We start from the raw sequence: 22,553 nt of genomic DNA, 5'->3' as shown, positions 1-22,553 counted from the left end.
TTATCTATCCCCTTTAATTATATAATCCATTACAGGATCAACATTATTTACATAATCCTTTATAGATGTTGTTATTTCTTTATCTGGAATAAATTCAGAATCGTCTTTATCATAATTATTAAAGTGCTTTGTTGAATACTTTATAGTTAATCCCGAATTTGGAAGCTTAAATTTTTTAACTTCACCATAATGGTTAGGTTTTCCTGATGTAGGCTCTCCAACAAAAATTGCTTTAGTGTTTTTCTTTAAATCTATAACATTTAATACTGCAGATGAAAAAGTCTTTCTACCTGTAATGACATAAAGCTTTCCTTTTTGATTTAGCTTGCTCTTTGATATTTCCTTAATGAAATCATTGAGTATTGTTGAAATTCCTCCTCCATTATTTCTCAAATCTATAACAAGCTTTTGCACATCTTTTTTATTAATTACATCCATAAGTTCTTTAGAAAATTGTTTAAAGCTTTTTTCCTGCATTTCAGAACATTTATTATAGCTAAAATAAACTGTTTTACTGTCTTTTAAATATTCATACCAATAAGCTTTATCTTGATTTTTCATGTACAAAGGAGTCTTCTCTCCTTCTTTTCCTTTACCAATTACAGCATTAAATACTGTATCCCCACTTAATGGTTTTAAATTCACATCTGATGTTTTCCCATTACTATCTTCAAAAGTAAACTTACAACTATCCATATTATCTATGATACTAAGTCCATGAAGCACTGAAGGCATTGCAATATAATAACCTATCTGGCTCTTTATACCCTGTTCATTATCATGAGAAATTACTTGTGAAACACTTTTAATTACCTCTTGTATAGGTTTATCATTAATTTTTACCAGCTTATTATACTTGATTTGACTATACTCATCTGTTGTATTAATAACATAAATGCCATCATTAAACCAGTACAAATCCAATGGGAACATTTTTTCTGAACTTATGTTAGTACCTGTATGGCCATCACCAATAGATGTCATTATTTTGTTTATACCCATTTGAATTTGATCATCATTCATTTTATTTAAAGACTGCTTTAAACCTTCAATTTCACTGTTGAACTGCTCCTTACTCAATTTAAAGAATAAATTCTTATGTTTTTTAGGAAGTTCTTCCTTAAGATAATCCAAATCCTTCTGCCAGGCTTCTACCCTATTTCCACTTTTACAAACATACTTGCTGCTGTTATCACACCCTGAAAAAGCAAACATTATACTTATCATTAATACAGCTGCTATTTTTCTTTTTATTTTAAGCATAAGCTTATTTTCCTCCTTACAATATACTTTAAGAGGCCCTCTTTAATCTTATATATTAATTTTAATCTTTTTGTTTTTTCTTCTCCATCACATTACATGACATTTTAAAGTGTTATGTGACATTTTCGTAACCTTAAGTATTTTTAAGCAAGAAAAAAAGCATGAGCATTAAACTCATACCTTAAAGTAATCAGATAATTTATAAAAGGTTATAATAAATTCTGTATAGTTTCCAGCTTGTGAAACAACTTTTATATCATGATTTAGCTTTTCAGCCATTTTTTTGGAGAAGTATAATCCCATTCCTGTTGATTTTCCACTTTTTCTTCCGTTACTTCCTGTAAAGCCTTTATCAAACACCCTGGATATGTCTTTAGGCAATATTCCTATTCCATTATCTCTTACACATAAGCTTATAGATTTTTCATCTTCTTCACAATAAATTTCAACTATTCCATTTTCACCTACATATTTACAAGCATTATTTAAAACCTGCTCCAATATATAAGAAAGCCACTTTTTATCTGTTAAAACATTAAATTGTAATTCTTTTAATCTTAGATCTATCCTTTTGGAAATGAAAAAAAATGCATTCTTTTTAACTGCCTCATTTACTACTTGCTTTATATTTACTTCATTTATTAAAAGATCCTGTGAGTAACTAGATGCTCTACCTGCATAAAGTACCTGTTCAACTAAAAACTTAATTCTTGCAAGTTCACCCCTTAAACTTTCAGGAATATCACTATTTGTATCAATAGTATCTTCTAACTTGTCTGATATCAATTCACACACTGAAATAGGAATCTTTATTTCATGAACCCATTTTGTTATATATTCATTTAATTCATCAAGTTCTTTTTTTAACTCATTTACATTTTCATAAAGTTCCTTGTTTTTTAATTTTATTGTATCTTTAATAAGCTTTGCTTCAAAAACATCATCTTTAGTAATTAGTAAGTCTACACTTTTCCCCTGCATCAACCCTTCATAAAAATCTTTATAGCGTTCTTTCCACTTTTTATATCTAAATATTAAAAAGAATATAGAAACACAAAAAACTAAAATATTCATATATATAACGTCATACATAATCTTTGAAAATCCTGTGGTTCCTATTAGTACTAAATTAACTATTGTTATTATAATAATGAAATGTATAATTGCCCATATAGACTTTTTTAAATATACTTTTAAATTCATAATATTACATATCCTTGTCCTTTTTTAGTTTCTATAAAATCCTTAATGCCTATGTCTTCCAACCTTTTTCTAAGCCTATTTACATTTACAGTCAATGTATTGTCATTAATAAAAGTATCATCATCCCACAAAATTCTCATAATCCTATCTCGTGAGATTATCTTTCCTATGTTTTTCATCAAAAGAAGCAGTATTTTTAATTCATTTTTTGTTAATTCTATTTTGTTTTCATTATAGGATAAAGTGCTGTCATTTATATTTAAAATAACTCCCCTGCACTCAAGTACATCTCCTAATTTTTCTCCATAAGAATATGTTCGTCTAAGCATGGCGTGAAGCTTAGTCACCAATATATCTATAGAAAATGGTTTTGTGACGAAATCATCTCCACCCATTTGTACTGCCATTATTATATCCATATTTGTATTTCTTGAAGATAAAAATATGATTGGTACCTTTGATATTTCTCTTATTTTTTGACACCAGTAAAATCCATCAAAACAAGGCAAATTTATATCCATAATGACTAGTTCAGGTTTGTTTTGTACAAATTCATTAAGTATATCTTCAAAGTTTTTAACTTTAACAGGATTAAAGCCCCACTTTAAAAGAGCTTCTTGTATTTCTTCACAAAGTTTTAAATCATCCTCTACTGTCATTATTTTATACATGCTTTCACCTCAATTTTATAAATATTTATCCGATGGCTACCTACTCAATACCTTCATCAACAAGAAATATTTTACCCTTGTCTCCATCCACTACTATTTTCTGTCCATCTTTCAGCATACTCATTACTCCCGGTACATTCACCACTGCTGGAATTCCATATTCTCTAGCTACAATGGCTCCGTGGGATAGAAATCCTCCTGTTTCCATAACAACAGCTCCTGCTTTTAAAAACAATGGTGTCCACCCTGGGTCAGTGGACGGTGCTACCATAACCTCTCCTGGCTGAAGTCGTCCTCCATCATTTGGATTGCTTATCCTCCTAACTAATCCAGCAGCTTTTCCAGCAGCAACTGGTATTCCAGTGAGGCAATTGCTAGAATCCTCTATAACTGGTTCTGTAAACTTTGGAGTTTCTCCGTAAATTACATCTGGTGGAGCAAGCAATTCCATTTTTTTCTTCCATTCTTTCCTTGCAGCAATGAGGAACTGGAGCCCTCTGCCATCCCATTCACCGATCAGTACTGAAAAAAGTTCTGGCCATGTACAAAAAAACACATCGTCTGGTTCTTTAATTATACTCCTTTTATAAAAGCGATGGCCTAATTCTCTGGCAATTATTCGGTATGCATCCATAATTAATGCCAGCACAGATTTATTTTTCTCCCTAACTGCCGCTCCATCCTGGCATTCTTTAACAAGCTTTCTTATTTCAGAATGCTTAATAGTAGGCACTTTTTCTTTGATTTTAATCCATGCCTGTTCCAATTTTTCTTTTTGTTTCTTCTTAAGTCTCCCAATGTCAGCAGTATTTATAGTACTGCGTATAATTTTAAGCAAATAAGATGGATCTTCTCTCCACCTAGGATTTATAATATCCAGCTCATAAACTGCCCGATGACCATATTCTTCTATAAACTCATGAAAGGCTTTCTTAAAAGGAGATCTTTCAGGCAGCTTTACTTCCCATTTCATAGGATCAAAGTTAGCATCATTAAAATATTTAACAGCATCAATATCTTCACGCGCAAGCTCAGCCATTTCAATCAACTTATATCCGTGATCAGCACTGGTTATATCTGCTGTTCCTCCAACCATTAATGCATTTATCACCATTAGTGCTTTATCTGAAAAATACTCAGTGAGAATGTTTAATAAATACATAACTGGCATGCTGCCCGCTGCACTTAAAAACATGAATTCTTTAGCCATGCCTTTGACGATACTTCCTAATTCATTATACTTGTTAATAAAATCCTGATCTGTCCACTTACTAAGTTCTTCACTGGTTATTGACTTTACTGAAGCCGTAATCCGGCTCCAAATTCGAGCAGAATTTTCCGTGCCTTTTTTAACCAAATCAATGTTCTTAGCTATACGCTCTTTCCTCTTTAATCCAATTACTCCACCATAGGGATCAGAGTCATCTATTTTCATATCCTTCTGGTGGCCACCCCAAAAGACACCAAAACCATGAGGCAAGGCCCCCATTGCATCATAATTTCCCCACTGCTCAACTGACATATTGCAATAAAGCCTTCCATTAAAAAAACTAGAAAATTGCAATCCTTCAGGAAAGTCATAACCTACACCAGTAAAAAAGCCCTTATGCATAGTATCAATGATATTTTTCATTAAGCGCCGATTTAAAGGTGACTGAACCATAGGTACGGCATCTCTATAATTTCCATTAGACCAGATATCCTGCTGATTCTGCAAAGCAGGAAATGTCTTTCGCGGCAAGGTAGTTATTGGCCGTGCTTGAACCAAAACAAAATCATGTCCATCATAAACCCATTCCACATCCTGATGCTGATTGCTATTACCTAAGGCATCAAATACTCTTAGCAAAAGCCTGCCAAGCTTTTCAATTTCCTTATCTTGCAGTACCTGCTGTAAAGACATTTTCTCTGACTTAATAAATTGAGTACCACCATTTTCACTTTTGACAACCATCCCTTGCTTGTGTCCAATTTTTCTTGATATTAAATGTGGACTTGCATTTAAAGCTTCAGCTTCTAGATAATATGTATCTGGCTCTACTGTACCAGATACCACTGACTCACCCAACCCAAAATTAGCGTTAATCACTATAACATCCTGACGTCCTGATAAAAGATCGCAAGTAAAACCTACTCCAGCAGCTTTAGCTTCCACCATCTCCATGACCGCTACCGCTGCTTTTACATCATCATCACTTATATTCATCTTTTTGCGATATGCCACAGCTCTAGGAGACCACATGGAAGCATAACATCCTTTCACCGCTGACAGTATGTCATCTAAACTGCAAACATTCAAAAATGAATCATGTATACCAGCAAAGGATGCCTTTTTAGAATCTTCCGCAACTGCAGAGGATCTCACAGCCCAGGATTTTTTTAATTTCCCACAGCTATTGATATATGTAGATAACTCCTGAATAATAGATGGTGGTATTGAGCCACCTATTATTTTTTTCTTTAACTGGCTCAATTTATCTTTAACATAAACTTCACCCAAATTTTCCAGAGTAGTCGCTGAAACAACTTCATCAATTATTTTTTGTAATTCATTGTACTTGATATATTCATCATAAGCCTTCGCAGTCAATACTTTTCCTTGAGGAATGTTGAAACCATATTGATCTAACCTTCCTAAATTCCATCCTTTACCTCCAACCATTGATACCGCTGATTCAAAAGCTTCTCTCCAATTCAAAAGATACTTCATCTTAAACAGCCCCCTTTACTTATCCATATCAGATTTTTTAGAACTATCTACCTTGCTGGCCGCACCATATAGGAATAAACTTACTAATTTAAATATTTCTTCGTGAAGTTCAAACTTTGAGGGATCATTAAGCCATTCAAATGTCATTGTACTTCTAAGAAGATCTATATGTCTTACCAATAGTTCACTTGAGACATCAGACTTTATTTCACCTTCCTCTTGTCCCAAACTTATAATTTTTTTCAAGATACTCTGAGTTCCGGTTTCAGCATTTTGAAATCCTGATTCCTTACCCATGCTTCCTAGACGGTAATTAATGCATATTCCTGCAATTTCGGGATTTTTTTCAACCCAATCATAAGAATGATTAAGAGCAGCCAGCAGACGAGATTTGGTATCTTCAAGGTTCTTTATAGTTTTAAAATTTTCTTTAGCTAACTCCTGTGAAACCCCTCTTACATATTCATCAACTATAGCCTCTTTTACTGGAAAGTAGTTATATAGAGTTTTTCTCGCAATATCTGTTTTTTCTGCTATCTGCTCCATTGTTGTATTATCAAACCCCTGACTGTGGAATAAATCCATAGCAATCTTGACAATTTTCTGTCTGGTATCCCTTTTCTTTCTTTCTATTCTGCTTTCAGCCATCATTTCCCTAGTATCCATTTTGCACCTCCTAAATACGTTCTATGTCAATATATATTTATCATTTTATACATAGTATAACTTTACACAATGTATAAAAGTTGTTTTAATTCTATTCCTTATAGTTTCCTTTGTCAAGATCTAAAATAATATAAATAAGAATGAATATGATTCTTTTATAGTAAATTTGATTACTGTAAAGTGCAAATTAGTATCAGATATTCCTACAGCCAATGAATTAACAGAAGAAAAGAGAGCGAAATCAGACAATAAAAAATCTCTAAAGTCTCTTAATCCTCTCAACAGCCTCTACTGTATTTTCGTAAGTTCCAAAGGCTGTAAGCCTAAAATAGCCTTCTCCCATTGGCCCAAATCCACTTCCTGGCGTACCTACAATATTTGCTCTTTCTAATAAATAATAAAAGAAATCCCATGAAGTCATATTGTTTGGTGTCTTTAGCCATACATAGGGTGCATTTACCCCTCCATATACAGAGTAACCTGCTGCTTTTAATCCTTCCAGAATTATTTTGGCATTATTTTTATAATAATCAATTTGCTTTTTTATCTGCTCTTTTCCAGTTTCAGAATAAACGGCTTCTCCTGCCCTCTGAACTATATATGGTGTACCGTTGTATTTGGTTCCATAACGTCTTGCCCAAAGTCTATTCAAAGAAACTCCGGAACATTTTAGCTCCTTTGGAACAATCGTATATCCAAGCCTTAATCCTGTAAATCCAGCTCTTTTTGAAAAACTTTTAAGTTCAACGGCACAATTCTTTGCACCATCACATTCATAAATTGTATGACATACATTATCTTCTGAAATATATGCCTCATAAGCACCATCATATACAATAACAGCTTCCACTTTATTTGCATAGTCAACCAAAAGTTGAAGCTGATCTTTTGTAACCGTTGTCCCTGTTGGATTATTGGGAAAACATAGATATATAATATCTGGTTTTTCTTCTGGAATATCCGGCACAAAATTATTATCCGGAGTGCAGGACATATATATAACTTCACTCCACCTTTGTGCATCCTTATCATATGTTCCTGTCCTTCCAGCCATTACATTTGAATCTACATATACAGGGTATACAGGATCACAAACTGCTATCTTATTATCTACACTAAATAGCTCTTGAATATTACCAGCATCAGCATTTATTCCATCATTTATAAATACTTCATCTATTGAAATGTCCACACCACAGGAGTTATAGTCACCTTTTATAATTGCATTTTTTAAAAATCCATAACCAAATTCCGGGGCATATCCTTTAAAAGTATCCTTATGCCCCATCTCATCAACTGAACTATGCAGTGCCTCTATAATAACCGGTGCCAATGGTTGAGTTACATCACCAATACCAAGCGAAATAATTTTCTTATGCGGATTGCTTTTTTTAAAATTAGCTACCTTTTTTGCTATACTTGCAAACAAATATCTTCCCTGCAATTTTAAATAATTATCATTTAATTTACACATAATATCCTCCTTGCTGTCTTTTTCTTCTCGTTCTAAAGAAATGACTTAGGGATTTGAAAGAAAATCCCTTAAAGGTCTATTGTCTATAAGATTATTATACTCAGCTCCTCCATACTTTGGCACTTCATTTCTATATCTAAAGCTGCTATTTTTACTTTCTAATTATTTCCCCTATTTTTACATAATTCTTCCTTGTACTTTACAATTTATAGTATAATAAAAGTTAGGTCGTATTTGTAATATGTTTCATCTATAACTATATTATTAAAATAATCTTGGGGGATGATTTTATGGAACAATCAAAAACAGAAAATCTATGGAACTTTTCATTTATTCTAATGCTAATAATAAATGCTCTCGTCTTTATTGGTTTCACTATGATGACACCAATACTACCTAAGTATACAATTAGTTTAGGTGCAACAATGTCCATAGCAGGTTTAGTTGCTGGTATTTTTGCAATTACATCTATTATTATTCGTCCATTTGCTGGATTTTCAACTGACAGATTCAACAAGAAACATTTATTAATTGTTTCAACCATATTTCTGGCAGTTTCAGCATTAGGTTTAAAAATTTCATACAATATATATACTCTTTTTTTCTTTAGAATTGTTCAAGGCATATCATTTTCAGTAAGTGTTACAGTAATTAATGCTCTATCTACAACATATATGCCGAAGGAAAGAATAGGTGAAGGAATAGGCTTCATGGGGCTTGGATATATTTTGGCAACTGCAATAAGTCCAAATCTTGGATTGGAGATTTCATCACGATTTGGATTTAAATATGTATTTTATTTATCCTGTATTGTTGTTATGATTGCAGCAGCTCTTATGACCATAATTCCATATAATCCACCAAATAGAGAAAATTTAAACGTAAGTAAGCTTCATATTAAAATTAGTGATTTTTTTGCCAAGGAACTAATTGTTTTTGCTGTTCTTGCTTGCTTATTTACGTTTATGAATGGAGTTATAGGAAGCTTTTTAGCTTTGCTGGGTGATGAGAGACATATCTCAAATATCGGTTATTACTTTACAGTAAATGCCATTGTAATTCTTATTATCAGGCCACTTTCAGGTAAACTCCTTGATAATAAAGGTTTGTCAATTATAGCATTTCCTGCTTTTATCATGGCTATGGCCGCATCATTACTATTAGTAATTTCTTCATCTCTTTGGATGATATTAGTAGTGGCAGTTCTCTACGGAATAGGACAAAGTTCACTTTCACCAGCACTGCAAGCTACTTGTGTTAAAAGGCTGGGTCCTAGTAGAGTAGGTATTGCCACAAGTACTTATTTTATTGGATATGATGCTGGACAAGGACTGGGACCAATTATAGGAGGAACCATAGCCGGTAAATTTGGTTTAACTTCTGTTTTTTACATTTGTGCTTTTCTATTGTTTTCTGGAATAGTTATATACTATTTGCATACATTAAATGCAAAAAAAGCAAAGTCCAAAATTGTTAGTGAAAATTTAAATAATAATTAAAAACTTATTCTTAGTTGACATGACTTTTAGTAAGGTATAATATAAATGTTAGAAATCAAATTGTTAGATTTCTAACATATTTATATTAGAGGTGAAAGAATTTATATATGACGGAAACAAAATCAAATTTAGAAACAAAAAAAGATATGAAACTGTGGAATCTCAATTTTATTACTCTACTAGGGATTAATACTCTTACCTTTATGGCATTTTATCTTGTTTTTCCACTTTTAGCAAAGTACGCTTCAAATTTAGGTGCCTCTTTAAGCATTGCAGGAATAATTGTAGGTTTATTTTCATTTACAGCACTGCTTATTGGGCCATTTGGTGGAATACTCACAGATAGAACTAGCAAAAAATATGTACTGATAATTGGTACTTTTATAAACGGAATTGCAACATTAGGTTATGGCTTATCACCTAATATTACATTTATAATTTTTTTCCGAATAATACATGGTGCTAGTTTCAGTATCACTAGTGCAGCAAGTATTGCCTGGGCAACGGATTTCATACCCAAAAATAAAATGGGAGAAGGTATAGGTTATCTTGGAATCAGTCAAATTATTGCAACTGCCTTTGGTCCTGAAATAGGAATAGAAGCTTCTAATCGATTTGGAATGTCCAAAACCTTTATAGTATCAGCAGTGTTGATTATAATAGCTGCATTGTGTATGAATTTTTTGCCAAACAAAAATCAGATATCTATAAAAAATGCAGTAGACAAAAAAAATGGCATTCATTTAAAAGATATTATTGCATTTAAAATATTGCCACTATCTTTAATTGGCGGCTTATTTTTTATGGGAAATGGACTTGCCACTTCATTTTTAGTTTTACTGGGTGAAGAGCGTAAAATAAATGGAATTGGAATGTATTTCACAGTAAATGCATTGTTTCTTATTTTTACAAGACCCATGTCTGGAAAACTGTATGATAAAAAAGGACTTTCAACTGTTATGTATCCAGCATTATTGTTCAGCATCACAGAAGCACTGCTAATAGCTCATGCAAGTGCACTTTGGATGATACTTCTGGCAGCTATTTTTAAAGCATTTGGACAGGGAACTGCACAACCTGCTCTACAAGCAGAGTGCTTTCATAAATTGGGAAGTCAAAAAAGGGGACTAGCTTCAAGTACTTTTTTTATTGGTGCTAACCTGGGTCAGGGCCTAGGTCCTTTGCTAGGTGGAACTATTGCTTCCTCCTTGGGCTATGTATGGTTGTTTAATTTTAGTGCTTTGGCATTACTGTGTGGAATTTTTGCTTATGCAATATACAATAAAAAGACTTGCTCTTCGTATTTCTAAAGTAAAATAAAAAGCCACCAGCTGGCTCAATATATTGCCAATTGGTGGTTACATTTCATATTATTCAACAATTTTGTAGTATACCCTAGCTGTTAAAGAAAATACAATTGTATAAATTGCTGCAAAAACAACTATCGTTCCTGCAGTTGAAAGTATAAATAAATTTACATTTTTTAGTCCTAAAACAGCAAGTATCTTTGTAATCATTGGAAATGCAAAGGCAATATGAATTACTGTAAAAACAAGAGGAAGGAAAAATACCATTAATACCTGACTTCTTATGGTTTTCTTTATTTCTTTTTTATCCATTCCAACTTTCTGCATGATTTCAAAACGTTCCTTATCCTCATATCCCTCTGATATCTGCTTATAGTAAATAATAAGTACAGTTGCCATTAAGAATAATGCACCTAAAAATATACCCAAGAAGAACAAACCACCATATAGAGAAAGAAATTCTTCCCTGCCACTTACAGCGCTTTCGGCATTAGCTTTAATTTTATTCTCTGAAAAATTTTTATTTAACTTATCAGATATTGATAATATTTCTTTATTTGTACAATTAATATTAAATCCAATTGTGTATTCCTTGAATCCATTTTTTCCTACAGTATCTATATTATTTACAAATATTACATAGGTATCTACTATATCCGTCATAGCATTATTTAAACTAGATACTGGTTTATCCAATCTCTGTTTAACCTTAAAACTTTTATTATCAATATTAATTGTATCACTGGTATAATTCTTTACTTTTGAGAAAAGAATTACTTCATTATCTTGAAGAGTAATATTCTTTCCTTCTAATCTATTGTAATCTGAAACAGGAATAGCCTCTATCATAGAAATATTTGCCTTACCAAGATCTTTTTTTACAGATAAAAATTTGTCATCCTTTTTTACAGCTTCAAAGCTATTATCAAGATAATAAAGCTTATCTTTCATATTTACTTTATTATTTTTTAAACTAGAATTTAAAATTTCATCCAGCTTTTGTATCTGATTATTATTAGTTTCTTTAGTACTTATCATTATATCTCTTGGATATCTAAGTTTTAGAGAGTCTTCCATACCTACATATAAAGAAATCGTAGTTGAAAGCATCACAAGTACTGCAGTACTCAAGATGCAAATATTTGCAAGTCCTACTGCATTTTGCTTCATTCTATACATCATACCAGAAACAGATATAAAATTTCCTGTTTTATAATAAAAGTTCTTCTGCTTTCTAAGAAACTTTAATACTGCAATACTTCCTGCTGTAAAGAGTGCATAAGTTCCTATCATAACCAGAATAACTGCACCAAAGAATAAACTAAGTGCAGCAAGAGGTGATTTGACATTTAAAGCTATTCCATATCCGCCGCAAAGAGCTGCCAATCCTATAATAGTCATAATCCATTTTGTTTTTGGCTCTTTTTCCCCCTGCTCCGACCCTTTTAAAAGTTCAATAGGTTTTAATATTTTAATCTGAAATAAATTTGATAATAGTGTTACAAAGAAGATGCTGCAAAAAACAATCAAAGTTTTTATGATAGATGGCACCGAAATAGAAAATCCAAAGGATACTTTAAAATTGAGCATCTTTATAAGCAGAAGAAACATAAGCTTATTTAAAATAATTCCACCAATAAGTCCAACCGTTAAACTAATAACGGAAGTAAAAATGCATTCATAACATAGTATTTTTGCAATGTGCTTTTTTTCAAGCCCAAGCACATTATACAGTCCAATTTCTTTTTTTCGCCTTTTAATAAGAAAACTATTTGTATAAAAAAGAAATATAGCTGAAAAAATTCCTATTACTATTGTTCCTAAAAAGAGAATTGACTTTAAGGTCTGAGATCCACCCAGTCCTTTATTTATTGAAATTGCATGCATTATATAAAACATCATAATTGTACATATACAGGTGAGTATAAATGGGAAATATGTTTTACTATTCTTTTTTATGTTTATTACTGCAAGTCTCGGATAAAACAGCTTATTCATTTGACGCACCTCCAGTAGTAATCACCGTAAGTGTATTTGAAATTTTTTCAAACATCTCTTCTTTTGACATTGAACCCCTATAAAGCTGATGAAACACCTCTCCATCTTTTATAAAAAGTACTCTTCCTGCATGACTTGCTGCCTTTGTACTGTGGGTAACCATAACAATTGTCTGCCCTTCATTATTAATCTCTGAAAATAATTTTAAAAGTTGATCCGTTGATTTTGAATCAAGAGCTCCTGTTGGCTCATCTGCTAAAATAAGCTGTGGATCTGTAATTAAAGCCCTAGCAACAGCTGCCCTCTGCTTTTGTCCTCCTGATACCTCATAAGGAAACTTTTCCAGTATATCCCCTATTCCCAATTTTTCTGCAATAGGCTTCAATCTTTTTGCCATTTCTCCATAGGATTTTCTTGATAAAACAAGTGGCAAAAAAATATTATCTTTTAAAGAAAAGGTATCAAGTAAGTTAAAATCTTGAAATACAAAACCTAAATTTTCTCTGCGAAATGCAGTGATTTCACTTTCTTTAATTGCTACAATATTCTTACCCTGCAGCAAAACCTCACCGCTAGTTGGCTTATCTAAAGATGCCAGTATGTTAAGTAGTGTAGTTTTTCCCGAACCTGACTCTCCCATAATTGCTACATATTCTCCTTTTTCCACTGAAAAGGTTACGTTACTTAAGGCCTGAACTTGGTTTCCTCCAAATCTTGATGAATATATTTTCTTTAAATTATTTACTTCTAATAACTTCATTTTCTTCCTCCTCTGTTCACTTTGACTATACTATAATTATAAAAAAAAGAGAAATGCAGAGCCATAACTTTGGCTTACATTTTCTCTTCTAACCTTACATCTTCGTAAGATAGTTTTTTTACTGTATTTTTTAATATTTTCAATAGTGTACAACTTCTTTTGAAAATATCCAGTCTTTTTTTGCAAAATCTCTTCCTCTAATTAAGACTTTGTTTCCATTTACTTGTACATATAAACCTTGACTTTCATTATAAAGTCTTTTTATACCATCTTTTTCTGGCTTTATAGCATATCGAACTGCCCCTGTATGAGCTGTAGTAAAAGGCAAGTTTGTTTTTACATTATCTATACTCAATAGAATATGAGTATGGGAGGTAAACAAAATAACTTCTGGATATGATGACAAAATATCTCTAAGTTCTTTTTCCTGATCTTCTTTTAATCCCTTCCATCCTACACTACTATCCAGGTTTTGATGTAAAAATACAAAAATAGGTTTATTTTTTTTATATTTTTCGCCTAACTCTTCTTTGAGCCAATTTAACTGGTTTTCTGATAAAAAAGCATCCAACGATCCTAACTTTTTCGTATTTCCAGATTCAGAACCTAGTGATATAAAATGATATCCTTTAATCCAGGTGTCATGATATACGGACTTTTCACCTGCAAAATCTAAATACATTTTTATAAAATGTTGAACATCTTCTGGTTTATTTTTGCCTTTAGAATAATCAAAATAATCATGGTTACCGATATTTTTAATTATTTTTTTGGGAATAATATTTTTATCTTTCCACATCATAAGTTCTAACGCGTAGTATTGTATTTTTACTCCTTGATCCACATTATCGCCATTTAATATTAAAGTATCCATATTTCCATCTATACTGTGTAAGTCATTAATAGCATTTTGTAATTTTTTAACATCTCCATGTACATCGCCTAAAACAGCAAATTTTAAAGTATTATTCTCTGTTTTTTTCTTGTCCATAATCTCTTCCTGTTTAAACGTATAATTTTCTACTAAAACCCTTCTAACATATATTATTGATAAGAAAATTGATAATAATAATATTATTATCACTATTAATTTTAATTTTTTCATATACTTTAAATCACCTACCTTTAATAACTGATGAATTTGCATACCAAAAAATTACATTTCCATACATTCGATTTTAAACAAACTCTTACAAACTAGCAATCCATTTCTCAAGATTGGATTCAGGCATTACCATTTTGTCTGTGTTAAATCTAATATCAATCACATTTGTAACAGCGGCATTTTTACAAACCTTTTTAATATCCTTTAATGTATGCCCAATCCATCCTCCATTCGTTACAAATGGAATTATCGTCTTGCCTGACAAATCGTATTCAAATAAGAAAGTTGCAACTGCTGGGGCATAGGTATACCACCACACAGGAGTGCCTATAATAATCGTATCATAATCTTCCAGATTTACTGGAAGAGGTTTTATTTCCGGTTTAAATCCACGGTCTACTTCCCTTTTTCCTTGGTCAACTACTGAATTGTAATCACCTGTATAAGGTTTTACCGTTTCAATTTCACAGATATCCGCGTTAGTAGCCTTCTGAATCTTCTCTGCAATTTTTTTTGTATTATTCGTGTACGAATAATATAAAATCAATTTTTTTCCCATATACTTTATTCCTCCCAAACTTCTTTTGCTAATGTAAATGCTGCCCATGCATTTGGCCATCCTGCATAAAATGCTAAATGTGTGATAATTTCAGCAATTTCCTCTGCGGTCACACCGTTATTTTTTGCATTTGCCATATGATATTTTAAAGAGTTATCAAAAATTCCTTTTGTTATTAATGCAGTTACCGTAATTAAGCTTCGATCCCTAAGTGATAATTTATCCTCTTGTGACCAAACCTCACCAAACAAAATATCATCATTTAATTCTGCAAATTTAGGTGCAAATTTTCCAAGTGTATCTCTTCCTGCTGTCTGCTTTTTCATAACTATCTCCTTTCTATCCGATAGAATTACCATCCTGTCTGACAATGCAAGTTTATTTTAATTTTTCATATTCTTCATCTGTAACTGGTTCACACCATTCATTGGAACCACCTTCTACTGGAACAGATAAAGCTAGATGCGCAAAAGCCTCATCTACTACTGCACCATGCCAGTGTTTGATTCCCGGAGCAATATATATCACATCTCCACTCTTTAAAAGCTGTGGTTCTTTGCCCATTTCCTGACACCATCCATGACCACCGACACAGATTAATATCTGTCCGCTGCCATAATGAATGTGCCAGTTATTACGACATCCTGGTTCAAATGTAACATTGCATATAACCGCTTCTTTAGTATTTAAAACACTTAAATAGCTTTTTCCAATAAAATAAGGTGCATAATCAGTATTTTCTTCTCCTAGTAAAAAGTCAGATACCTTTTTCAATTCTTTTACGTCCATATTTTTTCCCCTTCTTCTTTGATTAAAATATATTCTAGTCTTGCATAAGCTTCATTTATATCTTATGATAGGTATATAATAATACCTAAACCTAACTTTAGGTCAATACTTGATTTAAATTTATTGGAGGGAATTTATGAATTATTCAATTGGTGATATTTCAAAAATGCTAGATATATCCATATCAACCCTGCGTTACTATGACAAAGAAGGACTTCTCCCACTTGTCAATAGAACTTCTGGTAATATAAGAATATTTGATGATACAGATGTTGAATGCTTGAAAATGATATCTTGTTTAAAAAATACAGGGATGCCACTTAAGGACATCAAACAGTTTTTTGAATGGTGTGAGGAAGGCGATTCTACCATTGATCAGCGATATGAGCTATTCCTTCATCAGAAGGAAAAAACAGAAAAGAAAATTGAGATCTTACAAAATGCGCTTGAGCGCATCAATTATAAATGCGAATTCTACAGAATATCAAAGAAAAGGAGAACTACTGAAGTTCCAGGTTTACAGGAGGAACTGGCTATGAAATTTCTGAATAAAAATAAGTAAAGAAGTGAGACTGTATATAAGTCCCACTTCTTTACTTATTTTTTTAAAATTAGTGCAACAAATTCTATATCTTCAGTTCCTGTGTTTTTAACTCCATGACCATTTCCATCTTCACAAAAAGTAACATCTCCTGCCTTAACAGGGATTTCATCTTTATTATCTTGATACATTCCCTTTCCTGACAAAAAGTAATATGTTTCAGTCTCATCGTGATGCTCATGATATCCAATTTCACAGCCTGGTTTCAAAGTAATCTTTGAAAATAATTTGCAGTGTTCTCCTAAGTATTCAGGGACTAATAAACTTTCTTTTAAAATATATCCATTTCCTCCATTGACATTGTCTTGTCTAATAATTTCTCTTTTTTCATTACTAATCATTTTTCATCCTCCATAAATTTTTTAAGAATTGGCTTTTTTAAAATCGGTATCTTGAGACATACAATTCTCATTTATATGTTTCATTTCTAAGAATATAAAAATCCCAGTTATAAGGGAAGATAAAACATCTGCGATAGGCGGAGTCATCCATACACCTTCAGTACCCCAAAAGCGCGGCAATACTAGTAATAGAGGAATTAATACCAGCAATTGTCTTGATAGTCCAAGGATAGTAGATTGAATTGGCTTTCCAACTGCTTGAAAATATTGAGAAGCAACAATTTGAAAACCCGCTACAGGAAACATAAGGAAAAAGAGTGACATTGCATGGGCAGTTATTTTATTCAATTTTACATTATTGTTAGAAAACATACCAGCAATTTGAGTTGGCCATAAGTGTACCACTGCAGTACTGAATGTGGCAATTACTATACCTACAATTATGGCTTTCTTCAAAGTTTCTTTTACTCTATCAAATTGATGGGCACCATAATTAAAACCGATAATAGGTTGAGCACCCTGACTAACACCAAGTATGGGCATAAACATTAAAGTAGCTATACTACCAACAATGCCCATAGCCGATAGTGCTATGTCTCCACCATAAGTCATTAATGATTTATTTAAAATAACATTTTGAAGACTGTTAGCCAATTGCATTGAAAAAGGTGCAAAACCAATACACATAATACTAATGACCAAGTTTTTCTGCAATTTGAGATTTTTTATTCGTATTTTGAGGAAACTAGTTTTCGATTGAAAATAGCTTAAGACCCAAATGGCTGAAAATGTTTGGCCACAAACTGTTGCCAGTGCAGATCCTTTAATTCCAATTCCTAGCTTCATAACAAAAATATAATTAAGGACTATATTAATTGCCGTTCCAATTACTTGTGTATACATGGACATTCTAGGATTACCCTCAGCTCTTATAAAATTAACCATTCCCATACTCAGAGACCCCACCCATGATGCTAACATTACAATATGTGTAAATTCTTTGGCATAAGGTAAAACCTCGGCACTAGCTCCAAAAAAAGTCAAAATGGAATTACTAAAAAGAAAATAAATAATACTGATACACAGTGGTAGTAAGACCAACAAAAATATAGCATTCCCCATAATTTTTTCAGCTTCCTCTGTCTTCTTTTCTCCCAAACGAATAGATATCAATGAGGTAGCACCAACGCCAATTAGCACAGATACTGCCATAAGAATAAGCATAATCGGGAAAGCTACAGTTGTGGCTGCAATTGCAATTGAACCAACCCCTCGTCCTACAAATATTCTGTCAATAATATTATACAGAGAATTTATAAGCATAGCAATTACTGCTGGCCATGAGAACTTCCACAACAAATTATTAATTTTTCCATTTCTAAGTTCATTTATATTGTCCATTTCTAATTCACCTTCTTAATTTTTTACATAAACAGGGTTCTTGGCATCAGATGGAGTTTTAAACTCCACCTGATGCTTAGAACGCGTTATCCATGGACGTAGCTGCTCTTTGCTCCAACTTGGAGCAGGTAGTCATCGGATAGATTATTCAATTATAGTTTTAACAGAAGAAAGATTTATCTTTACCATTGTTCCAACACCAACCTTAGAGGCAATGGTTATTGTGTGTGAAAGCTTATCTAATATCTTCTTACAAAGATAGAGTCCTATTCCAGTTGCTTTTTTATCGGCACGTCCATTATATCCAGTAAAACCTTTTTCAAATACCCTTGGCAAATCTTCCTCTGCAATGCCTACTCCTGTATCTTCAATTACAAGTACCTTTCTAGAATCATCCTCCATATATATTGATATTTTACCACTGCTTGTATACTTTAATGCATTCCATAGTATTTGTTCAATTACAAATACCAGCCACTTTTCATCTGTTAGCACAGTACAATCCATTTCTTCTAAATCAAGGGCTATATTTTTCCTAACAAATACATGTGCATACTTTCTTATAACTTGTTTTATAATCTGAAGTAAACTATAGTTTTTAAGCACCAGATCCGATGAGACACTATCAATCTTTAGGTATCCCAGCACCATTTCAACATACTGCTCAATTTTAAAGGTCTGCTCTAGTAATTCCTTGTTTTGTTCAGTATATTCGCTTTGCAGTATTAATCTCATTGCTGCAATAGGTGTTTTAATTTGATGTGCCCATAGGTTATAATAATCTATCATTTCTGACTGCTTAATATCTGTTTTTGAAATTAATTCCGTACTTTGTTTATAAAGTGTCTGCAAAACATTCTGATAGTCAGCTTCAATTAAATTATTGGCTGCTGGTAGTTTATCTAACCCTATATTTATCTTTTTTTCAATAATACACAACTCAGTATGCTTTTTATAGCACTTAATAAAATCGTAAATAATAAAAAGGAAAGCTGCAATTGACGATAAAAAGAAGGCATACAAAACTGGCTCAAGCTGCAGTGAATATAATAAAAATACTACAGCAAAGATTCCAATAAAAATGCCGTACATTATTATTGCTTTTTTATGACCTTTAACATAACATAATAAAAGCTGTGAAAAAGATTTTCCTTTCATAATTATTCCACCATATACCCAATGCCTTTTCTTGTCTTAATAAAGTCACAAATACCAGCATCTGAAAGTTTTTTTCTAAGACGGGTTATATTAACAGTTAAAGTATTATCATCTATATAGCTGTCACTTTCCCAAAGCCTTGTCATAATAACATCTCTTGGAACTACTTTTTCAACATTCTCAAGTAAAATTTGAAGTATCTTAAATTCATTCTTTGTAAGTTCAATCTTACTATTTTCATATTCAACAGCAGCACTGCTTAAATTTAACACCACACCATTATGCTCAATTACATCCATCTTTCCGCCAAAAGAATATGTCCTTCTTAATAATGCCTGTACCTTTGCCACAAGAATATTTAAATCAAAAGGCTTAGAAATAAAATCATCACCACCCATATTTACAGCCATAATGATATTCATATTATCGGACATAGAAGAGATAAAAATAATAGGAACCTTTGATATCCTGCGAATTTCGCTGCACCAATGATACCCATTGAAGAATGGCAGGAATATATCCAAAAGTACAAGATGCGGCTCAAACTTAATGAATTCTGCAGTAATGTCTTTGAAATCAGTTATAAATACAGTTTCATAATTCCATCCACTGAGACAATTTTTCATTGATTTTGCAATTGCCATATCATCTTCAACAATTAAAATTTTATACATACTTTACCTCTATTTAGTATTTTATACTTACTTTTTTATTATACAATAAATTTCTATTCTTTTCATCTATCAACATTTTTATCAGCGTTTTTTACTGGTTTGTCCATACAAAGTTTTAACTTAATATAATAAAAAAGTGTTGACCCTAACATTATGTCATAGTGTAATATATAATCAAGGGTTAAAAATATTAATAAAACTCATGCCGGCAGAGTATTTGGCAGTATTAAAGCTCTAAAATCAAAGTTTGAGGTGAAGTTATGAGAACAGTAAAACAAGTTTCGGATTTAACAGGGATAAGCGTGCGTATGCTGCACCATTACGATAAAATTGCATTATTAAAACCAACTAAATTGACAGAAGCAGGTTATAGGCTTTATGATGATGAAGCTCTTGAAACCCTGCAACAGATTTTATTTTTTAAGGAACTTGATTTACCACTAAAGGAAATTAAAGAAATCATAACAAGTCCTCACTTCGATAAGATGGAAGCACTAAAAAATCATAAGAAACTAATCATTTTAAAACGAGATAGATTAAATGGTTTGATAAAGCTTATAAATAAAACCTTAAAAGGAGCGAATACAATGAGTTTTAAAGAATTTGATATGAGTGAATATTATAATGTACTAGAAGAATTCAAAAAAGAAAATAAAGATAGAGTAATTAAAAACTGGGGAAGTATAGATAGATTTGATAAACTGCTTAAAAGAGGTACTGATAAAGAAGCAAAACTTGCCAAAATGGCTATAGAACAATATGGAAGTATAAAAAAATACGCTGAAGCTGTAAAGAAAAATTTGAATAATTCTCTGACAATGACTAAAGCTGAACAAATTGATAAGTTTAAAAAAGATTGTTTTTATGAAAGAAATCCTGAACTAAAAGAGCTATATAAAAAGCTTACAACTGACTTAAGTAAAGATCCTGCATCAGATGAAATTCAAAAAATTGCTGGTGAAATAACTAACATTGCTAAAAGAGATTATGATGCTTTTAAAAATGAACTGGGAGATTATTATTGGCTTACTATTGTACGACTTTATTCAACATTTCCTAAAGAGTTAGAAAAAGTTGATAAGGAAAACGGCGGAGTTGGTATAGCATGGATAGATGAAAGATATGGAGAAGGTGCAGCAAGGTTTATTGGAAAAGCTTTAAAAACTTATTTAGGAGATTATGAGCCTAAAATAGAAACACTATATAAGAGACTTACAGCTGACTTAAGCAAAGATCCTTTATCGAATGAAATTCAAAAAATTATTTCTGAAATAGTAGATGAAACAGAAAAACAACATAAAGCTTTAGAACTAGAAGTAGGAGAAAATTATTGGGGCTATCAGGCAAATCAGTATTTGTCAGAGTCTATTTTAATAAAAGTAATGGATAAAAAATATGGAGTTGGTGCCTCTAAATTTATTGGAGAAGCCCTAAAATTTTATTGTGAAAATAGTAAGTAAATAATTAATCAAAAGGATATGTGGGATATGCAAAAATATCTTGCATACCCCTACCCACCCAATGTCAATTCATTTTTGACACATAATATACAATTTAATACATTACTACACACCAATCTTTTCTACTTTATTATTCTGTTTAACACAATTTTTTTTACATGAAGTACGACAACTGATTTAATTGTTAATATCATAAAAATTATCATTACTTTCTTTACTTGACAATAAGAAATAGCGGGGCTATACTTAGTAAGTACTTACTAAGTACTAAGTATTTATATTACAGGAGGATAAAATTGAAAAGTAATTCAAAATCAAGGATGAGCCGTGAAGAAAGAACAGAACAAATTGTAAGCATTGGAAAAGAACTTATGTTAAAAAAGGGATATGGTTTTACCGCCAAAGATATTGCAAATGCTATTGGAATTAGTGAAACTATGATATACTGCATTTTCCCTAATAAGAAGAAAATAATTGAAGCTATATATTCTAAAATTTTTACTTCAGTAGAAATTTTAGGAATTCCCAAAGAAGCAAGTGAGAATTATCGAACTGAGCTTATAGATTATTTTATGTGCTTTTATAAAAATGTTACCGAAAGAAACATGTTGGAATTTCATTATCTCTATGCTATGGATAAATCCGGAAATAGGCCGGATATTTCTCTACTTGAAAAATCAGCTCCAAATTTGAATGGTCCTCTAGGAAACTATATCATTTCAGGCATAAATAAAGGTTACTTCAGAAAAGTTAATGCAGAATCTGCAGCAGAATTCATATATAGTGCTTTTTTCAATTTTGTTTTTTTTCATGAACTCTTTTTAAGAGAAAAACTTTCTGATGAGGAACTAAAGTGTAAAATTAGTACGTTTATAGACCTTTTCATAAATGGAATAAATAAAATTTAATTAGGA

Annotated in this window: 21 protein-coding genes; 5 read left to right on the top strand and 16 right to left on the bottom strand. The window is 31.8% G+C overall.

Annotation, left to right across the window (positions count from 1 at the left end; translation table 11 throughout):
• The 6 genes from DMR38_RS07255 to DMR38_RS07225 form a co-directional block, all read right to left on the bottom strand.
• Entirely contained in the window at positions 1 to 1,263 is a 1,263-nt protein-coding gene (locus DMR38_RS07255; protein WP_127720662.1) for a S41 family peptidase, read from the bottom strand.
• A gap of 174 nt (positions 1,264 to 1,437) precedes the next feature.
• The gene (locus DMR38_RS07250; RefSeq protein WP_127720661.1) at positions 1,438 to 2,466 is read right to left on the bottom strand and encodes a sensor histidine kinase; all 1,029 of its coding nucleotides are present in this window, start codon (positions 2,464 to 2,466) and stop codon (positions 1,438 to 1,440) included.
• Entirely contained in the window at positions 2,463 to 3,137 is a 675-nt protein-coding gene (locus DMR38_RS07245) for a response regulator transcription factor (protein ID WP_127720660.1), read from the bottom strand. Before DMR38_RS07245 ends, DMR38_RS07250 begins: the two co-directional genes overlap by 4 nt.
• A 40-nt stretch (positions 3,138 to 3,177) precedes the next feature.
• Entirely contained in the window at positions 3,178 to 5,847 is a 2,670-nt protein-coding gene (locus DMR38_RS07240) for a PEP/pyruvate-binding domain-containing protein (protein WP_127720659.1), read from the bottom strand.
• Between the two features lie 15 nt (positions 5,848 to 5,862).
• Positions 5,863 to 6,513, bottom strand: coding sequence for a TetR/AcrR family transcriptional regulator (locus DMR38_RS07235; protein WP_127720658.1), 651 nt, complete (start codon positions 6,511 to 6,513; stop codon positions 5,863 to 5,865).
• A gap of 259 nt (positions 6,514 to 6,772) precedes the next feature.
• A complete protein-coding gene (locus tag DMR38_RS07225) occupies positions 6,773 to 7,987 on the bottom strand; it encodes an LL-diaminopimelate aminotransferase (protein ID WP_127720657.1) in 1,215 nt (404 codons plus the stop codon).
• A 290-nt stretch (positions 7,988 to 8,277) separates the two neighbouring features.
• Between DMR38_RS07225 and DMR38_RS07220 the strand changes: the two genes are divergently transcribed.
• Together DMR38_RS07220 and DMR38_RS07215 are read left to right on the top strand one after the other, a co-directional pair.
• Complete coding sequence (locus DMR38_RS07220; protein WP_127720656.1) at positions 8,278 to 9,486, top strand: MFS transporter; 1,209 nt, start codon at positions 8,278 to 8,280, stop codon at positions 9,484 to 9,486.
• A 107-nt stretch (positions 9,487 to 9,593) separates the two neighbouring features.
• A complete protein-coding gene (locus DMR38_RS07215) occupies positions 9,594 to 10,796 on the top strand; it encodes an MFS transporter (RefSeq protein ID WP_127720655.1) in 1,203 nt (400 codons plus the stop codon).
• 60 nt (positions 10,797 to 10,856) lie between these two features.
• On the opposite strand, the gene DMR38_RS07210 is transcribed toward DMR38_RS07215, so the two are convergent.
• The 6 genes from DMR38_RS07210 to DMR38_RS07185 form a co-directional block, all read right to left on the bottom strand.
• The gene (locus DMR38_RS07210; protein ID WP_127720654.1) at positions 10,857 to 12,791 is read right to left on the bottom strand and encodes an ABC transporter permease; all 1,935 of its coding nucleotides are present in this window, start codon (positions 12,789 to 12,791) and stop codon (positions 10,857 to 10,859) included.
• On the bottom strand, positions 12,784 to 13,551 hold the full coding sequence (locus tag DMR38_RS07205) for an ABC transporter ATP-binding protein (protein ID WP_127720653.1): 768 nt from the start codon (positions 13,549 to 13,551) through the stop codon (positions 12,784 to 12,786). The genes DMR38_RS07210 and DMR38_RS07205 overlap by 8 nt, the downstream gene beginning before the upstream one ends.
• Positions 13,552 to 13,690: 139 nt before the next feature.
• The gene (locus DMR38_RS07200; RefSeq protein WP_243124475.1) at positions 13,691 to 14,542 is read right to left on the bottom strand and encodes a metallophosphoesterase; all 852 of its coding nucleotides are present in this window, start codon (positions 14,540 to 14,542) and stop codon (positions 13,691 to 13,693) included.
• Positions 14,543 to 14,741: 199 nt separating this feature from the next.
• Positions 14,742 to 15,215 (bottom strand): flavodoxin, encoded by a 474-nt coding sequence (locus DMR38_RS07195; RefSeq protein ID WP_127720651.1) that lies wholly within the window; start codon positions 15,213 to 15,215, stop codon positions 14,742 to 14,744.
• A 5-nt stretch (positions 15,216 to 15,220) separates the two neighbouring features.
• Positions 15,221 to 15,541, bottom strand: a complete 321-nt coding sequence (locus DMR38_RS07190; protein ID WP_127720650.1) for a carboxymuconolactone decarboxylase family protein — start codon at positions 15,539 to 15,541, stop codon at positions 15,221 to 15,223.
• Between the two features lie 52 nt (positions 15,542 to 15,593).
• On the bottom strand, positions 15,594 to 16,004 hold the full coding sequence (locus tag DMR38_RS07185; RefSeq protein WP_127720649.1) for a cupin domain-containing protein: 411 nt from the start codon (positions 16,002 to 16,004) through the stop codon (positions 15,594 to 15,596).
• Positions 16,005 to 16,140: 136 nt separating this feature from the next.
• Between DMR38_RS07185 and DMR38_RS07180 the strand changes: the two genes are divergently transcribed.
• The gene (locus DMR38_RS07180; protein ID WP_127720648.1) at positions 16,141 to 16,566 is read left to right on the top strand and encodes a MerR family transcriptional regulator; all 426 of its coding nucleotides are present in this window, start codon (positions 16,141 to 16,143) and stop codon (positions 16,564 to 16,566) included.
• 35 nt (positions 16,567 to 16,601) lie between these two features.
• Here the strand turns inward: DMR38_RS07180 and DMR38_RS07175 are convergent, their stop codons facing one another.
• The 4 genes from DMR38_RS07175 to DMR38_RS07155 all read right to left on the bottom strand — a co-directional run bounded on the left by DMR38_RS07175 (position 16,602) and on the right by DMR38_RS07155 (position 20,179).
• On the bottom strand, positions 16,602 to 16,946 hold the full coding sequence (locus DMR38_RS07175; RefSeq protein ID WP_127720647.1) for a cupin domain-containing protein: 345 nt from the start codon (positions 16,944 to 16,946) through the stop codon (positions 16,602 to 16,604).
• A gap of 21 nt (positions 16,947 to 16,967) precedes the next feature.
• Positions 16,968 to 18,347, bottom strand: coding sequence for an MATE family efflux transporter (locus DMR38_RS07170; protein ID WP_127720646.1), 1,380 nt, complete (start codon positions 18,345 to 18,347; stop codon positions 16,968 to 16,970).
• Positions 18,348 to 18,491: 144 nt separating this feature from the next.
• Positions 18,492 to 19,505, bottom strand: coding sequence for a sensor histidine kinase (locus DMR38_RS07160; RefSeq protein ID WP_127720645.1), 1,014 nt, complete (start codon positions 19,503 to 19,505; stop codon positions 18,492 to 18,494).
• A 2-nt stretch (positions 19,506 to 19,507) separates the two neighbouring features.
• A complete protein-coding gene (locus tag DMR38_RS07155; protein ID WP_127720644.1) occupies positions 19,508 to 20,179 on the bottom strand; it encodes a response regulator transcription factor in 672 nt (223 codons plus the stop codon).
• A 260-nt stretch (positions 20,180 to 20,439) separates the two neighbouring features.
• Between DMR38_RS07155 and DMR38_RS07150 the strand changes: the two genes are divergently transcribed.
• Both DMR38_RS07150 and DMR38_RS07145 read left to right on the top strand, forming a co-directional pair.
• On the top strand, positions 20,440 to 21,639 hold the full coding sequence (locus tag DMR38_RS07150; protein WP_127720643.1) for a MerR family transcriptional regulator: 1,200 nt from the start codon (positions 20,440 to 20,442) through the stop codon (positions 21,637 to 21,639).
• 296 nt (positions 21,640 to 21,935) lie between these two features.
• On the top strand, positions 21,936 to 22,547 hold the full coding sequence (locus DMR38_RS07145; protein WP_127720642.1) for a TetR/AcrR family transcriptional regulator: 612 nt from the start codon (positions 21,936 to 21,938) through the stop codon (positions 22,545 to 22,547).
• The last annotated feature ends 6 nt before the right edge of the window (positions 22,548 to 22,553 follow it).

The sequence above is a fragment of the Clostridium sp. AWRP genome, assembly GCF_004006395.2.
Lineage (GTDB): Bacteria > Bacillota > Clostridia > Clostridiales > Clostridiaceae > Clostridium_B.
The sequence above is the reverse complement of the archived record's forward strand: the minus strand, read 5'-3'. Positions and strand labels throughout refer to the sequence as shown.

Bases quoted from the DNA above. Each gene is read 5' to 3' on its own strand.
- DMR38_RS07210 (WP_127720654.1), bottom strand. From the start codon at position 12,791: ATGAATAAGCTGTTTTATCCGAGACTTGCAGTAATAAACATAAAAAAG.
- DMR38_RS07205 (WP_127720653.1), bottom strand. From the start codon at position 13,551: ATGAAGTTATTAGAAGTAAATAATTTAAAGAAAATATATTCATCAAGA.
- DMR38_RS07170 (WP_127720646.1), bottom strand. From the start codon at position 18,347: ATGGACAATATAAATGAACTTAGAAATGGAAAAATTAATAATTTGTTG.
- DMR38_RS07225 (WP_127720657.1), bottom strand. From the start codon at position 7,987: ATGTGTAAATTAAATGATAATTATTTAAAATTGCAGGGAAGATATTTG.
- DMR38_RS07215 (WP_127720655.1), top strand. From the start codon at position 9,594: ATGACGGAAACAAAATCAAATTTAGAAACAAAAAAAGATATGAAACTG.
- DMR38_RS07150 (WP_127720643.1), top strand. From the start codon at position 20,440: ATGAGAACAGTAAAACAAGTTTCGGATTTAACAGGGATAAGCGTGCGT.
- DMR38_RS07195 (WP_127720651.1), bottom strand. From the start codon at position 15,215: ATGGGAAAAAAATTGATTTTATATTATTCGTACACGAATAATACAAAA.
- DMR38_RS07200 (WP_243124475.1), bottom strand. From the start codon at position 14,542: ATGGACAAGAAAAAAACAGAGAATAATACTTTAAAATTTGCTGTTTTA.
- DMR38_RS07220 (WP_127720656.1), top strand. From the start codon at position 8,278: ATGGAACAATCAAAAACAGAAAATCTATGGAACTTTTCATTTATTCTA.
- DMR38_RS07250 (WP_127720661.1), bottom strand. From the start codon at position 2,466: ATGAATTTAAAAGTATATTTAAAAAAGTCTATATGGGCAATTATACAT.
- DMR38_RS07155 (WP_127720644.1), bottom strand. From the start codon at position 20,179: ATGTATAAAATTTTAATTGTTGAAGATGATATGGCAATTGCAAAATCA.
- DMR38_RS07185 (WP_127720649.1), bottom strand. From the start codon at position 16,004: ATGGACGTAAAAGAATTGAAAAAGGTATCTGACTTTTTACTAGGAGAA.
- DMR38_RS07175 (WP_127720647.1), bottom strand. From the start codon at position 16,946: ATGATTAGTAATGAAAAAAGAGAAATTATTAGACAAGACAATGTCAAT.
- DMR38_RS07245 (WP_127720660.1), bottom strand. From the start codon at position 3,137: ATGTATAAAATAATGACAGTAGAGGATGATTTAAAACTTTGTGAAGAA.
- DMR38_RS07235 (WP_127720658.1), bottom strand. From the start codon at position 6,513: ATGGATACTAGGGAAATGATGGCTGAAAGCAGAATAGAAAGAAAGAAA.
- DMR38_RS07240 (WP_127720659.1), bottom strand. From the start codon at position 5,847: ATGAAGTATCTTTTGAATTGGAGAGAAGCTTTTGAATCAGCGGTATCA.
- DMR38_RS07190 (WP_127720650.1), bottom strand. From the start codon at position 15,541: ATGAAAAAGCAGACAGCAGGAAGAGATACACTTGGAAAATTTGCACCT.
- DMR38_RS07255 (WP_127720662.1), bottom strand. From the start codon at position 1,263: ATGCTTAAAATAAAAAGAAAAATAGCAGCTGTATTAATGATAAGTATA.
- DMR38_RS07160 (WP_127720645.1), bottom strand. From the start codon at position 19,505: ATGAAAGGAAAATCTTTTTCACAGCTTTTATTATGTTATGTTAAAGGT.
- DMR38_RS07180 (WP_127720648.1), top strand. From the start codon at position 16,141: ATGAATTATTCAATTGGTGATATTTCAAAAATGCTAGATATATCCATA.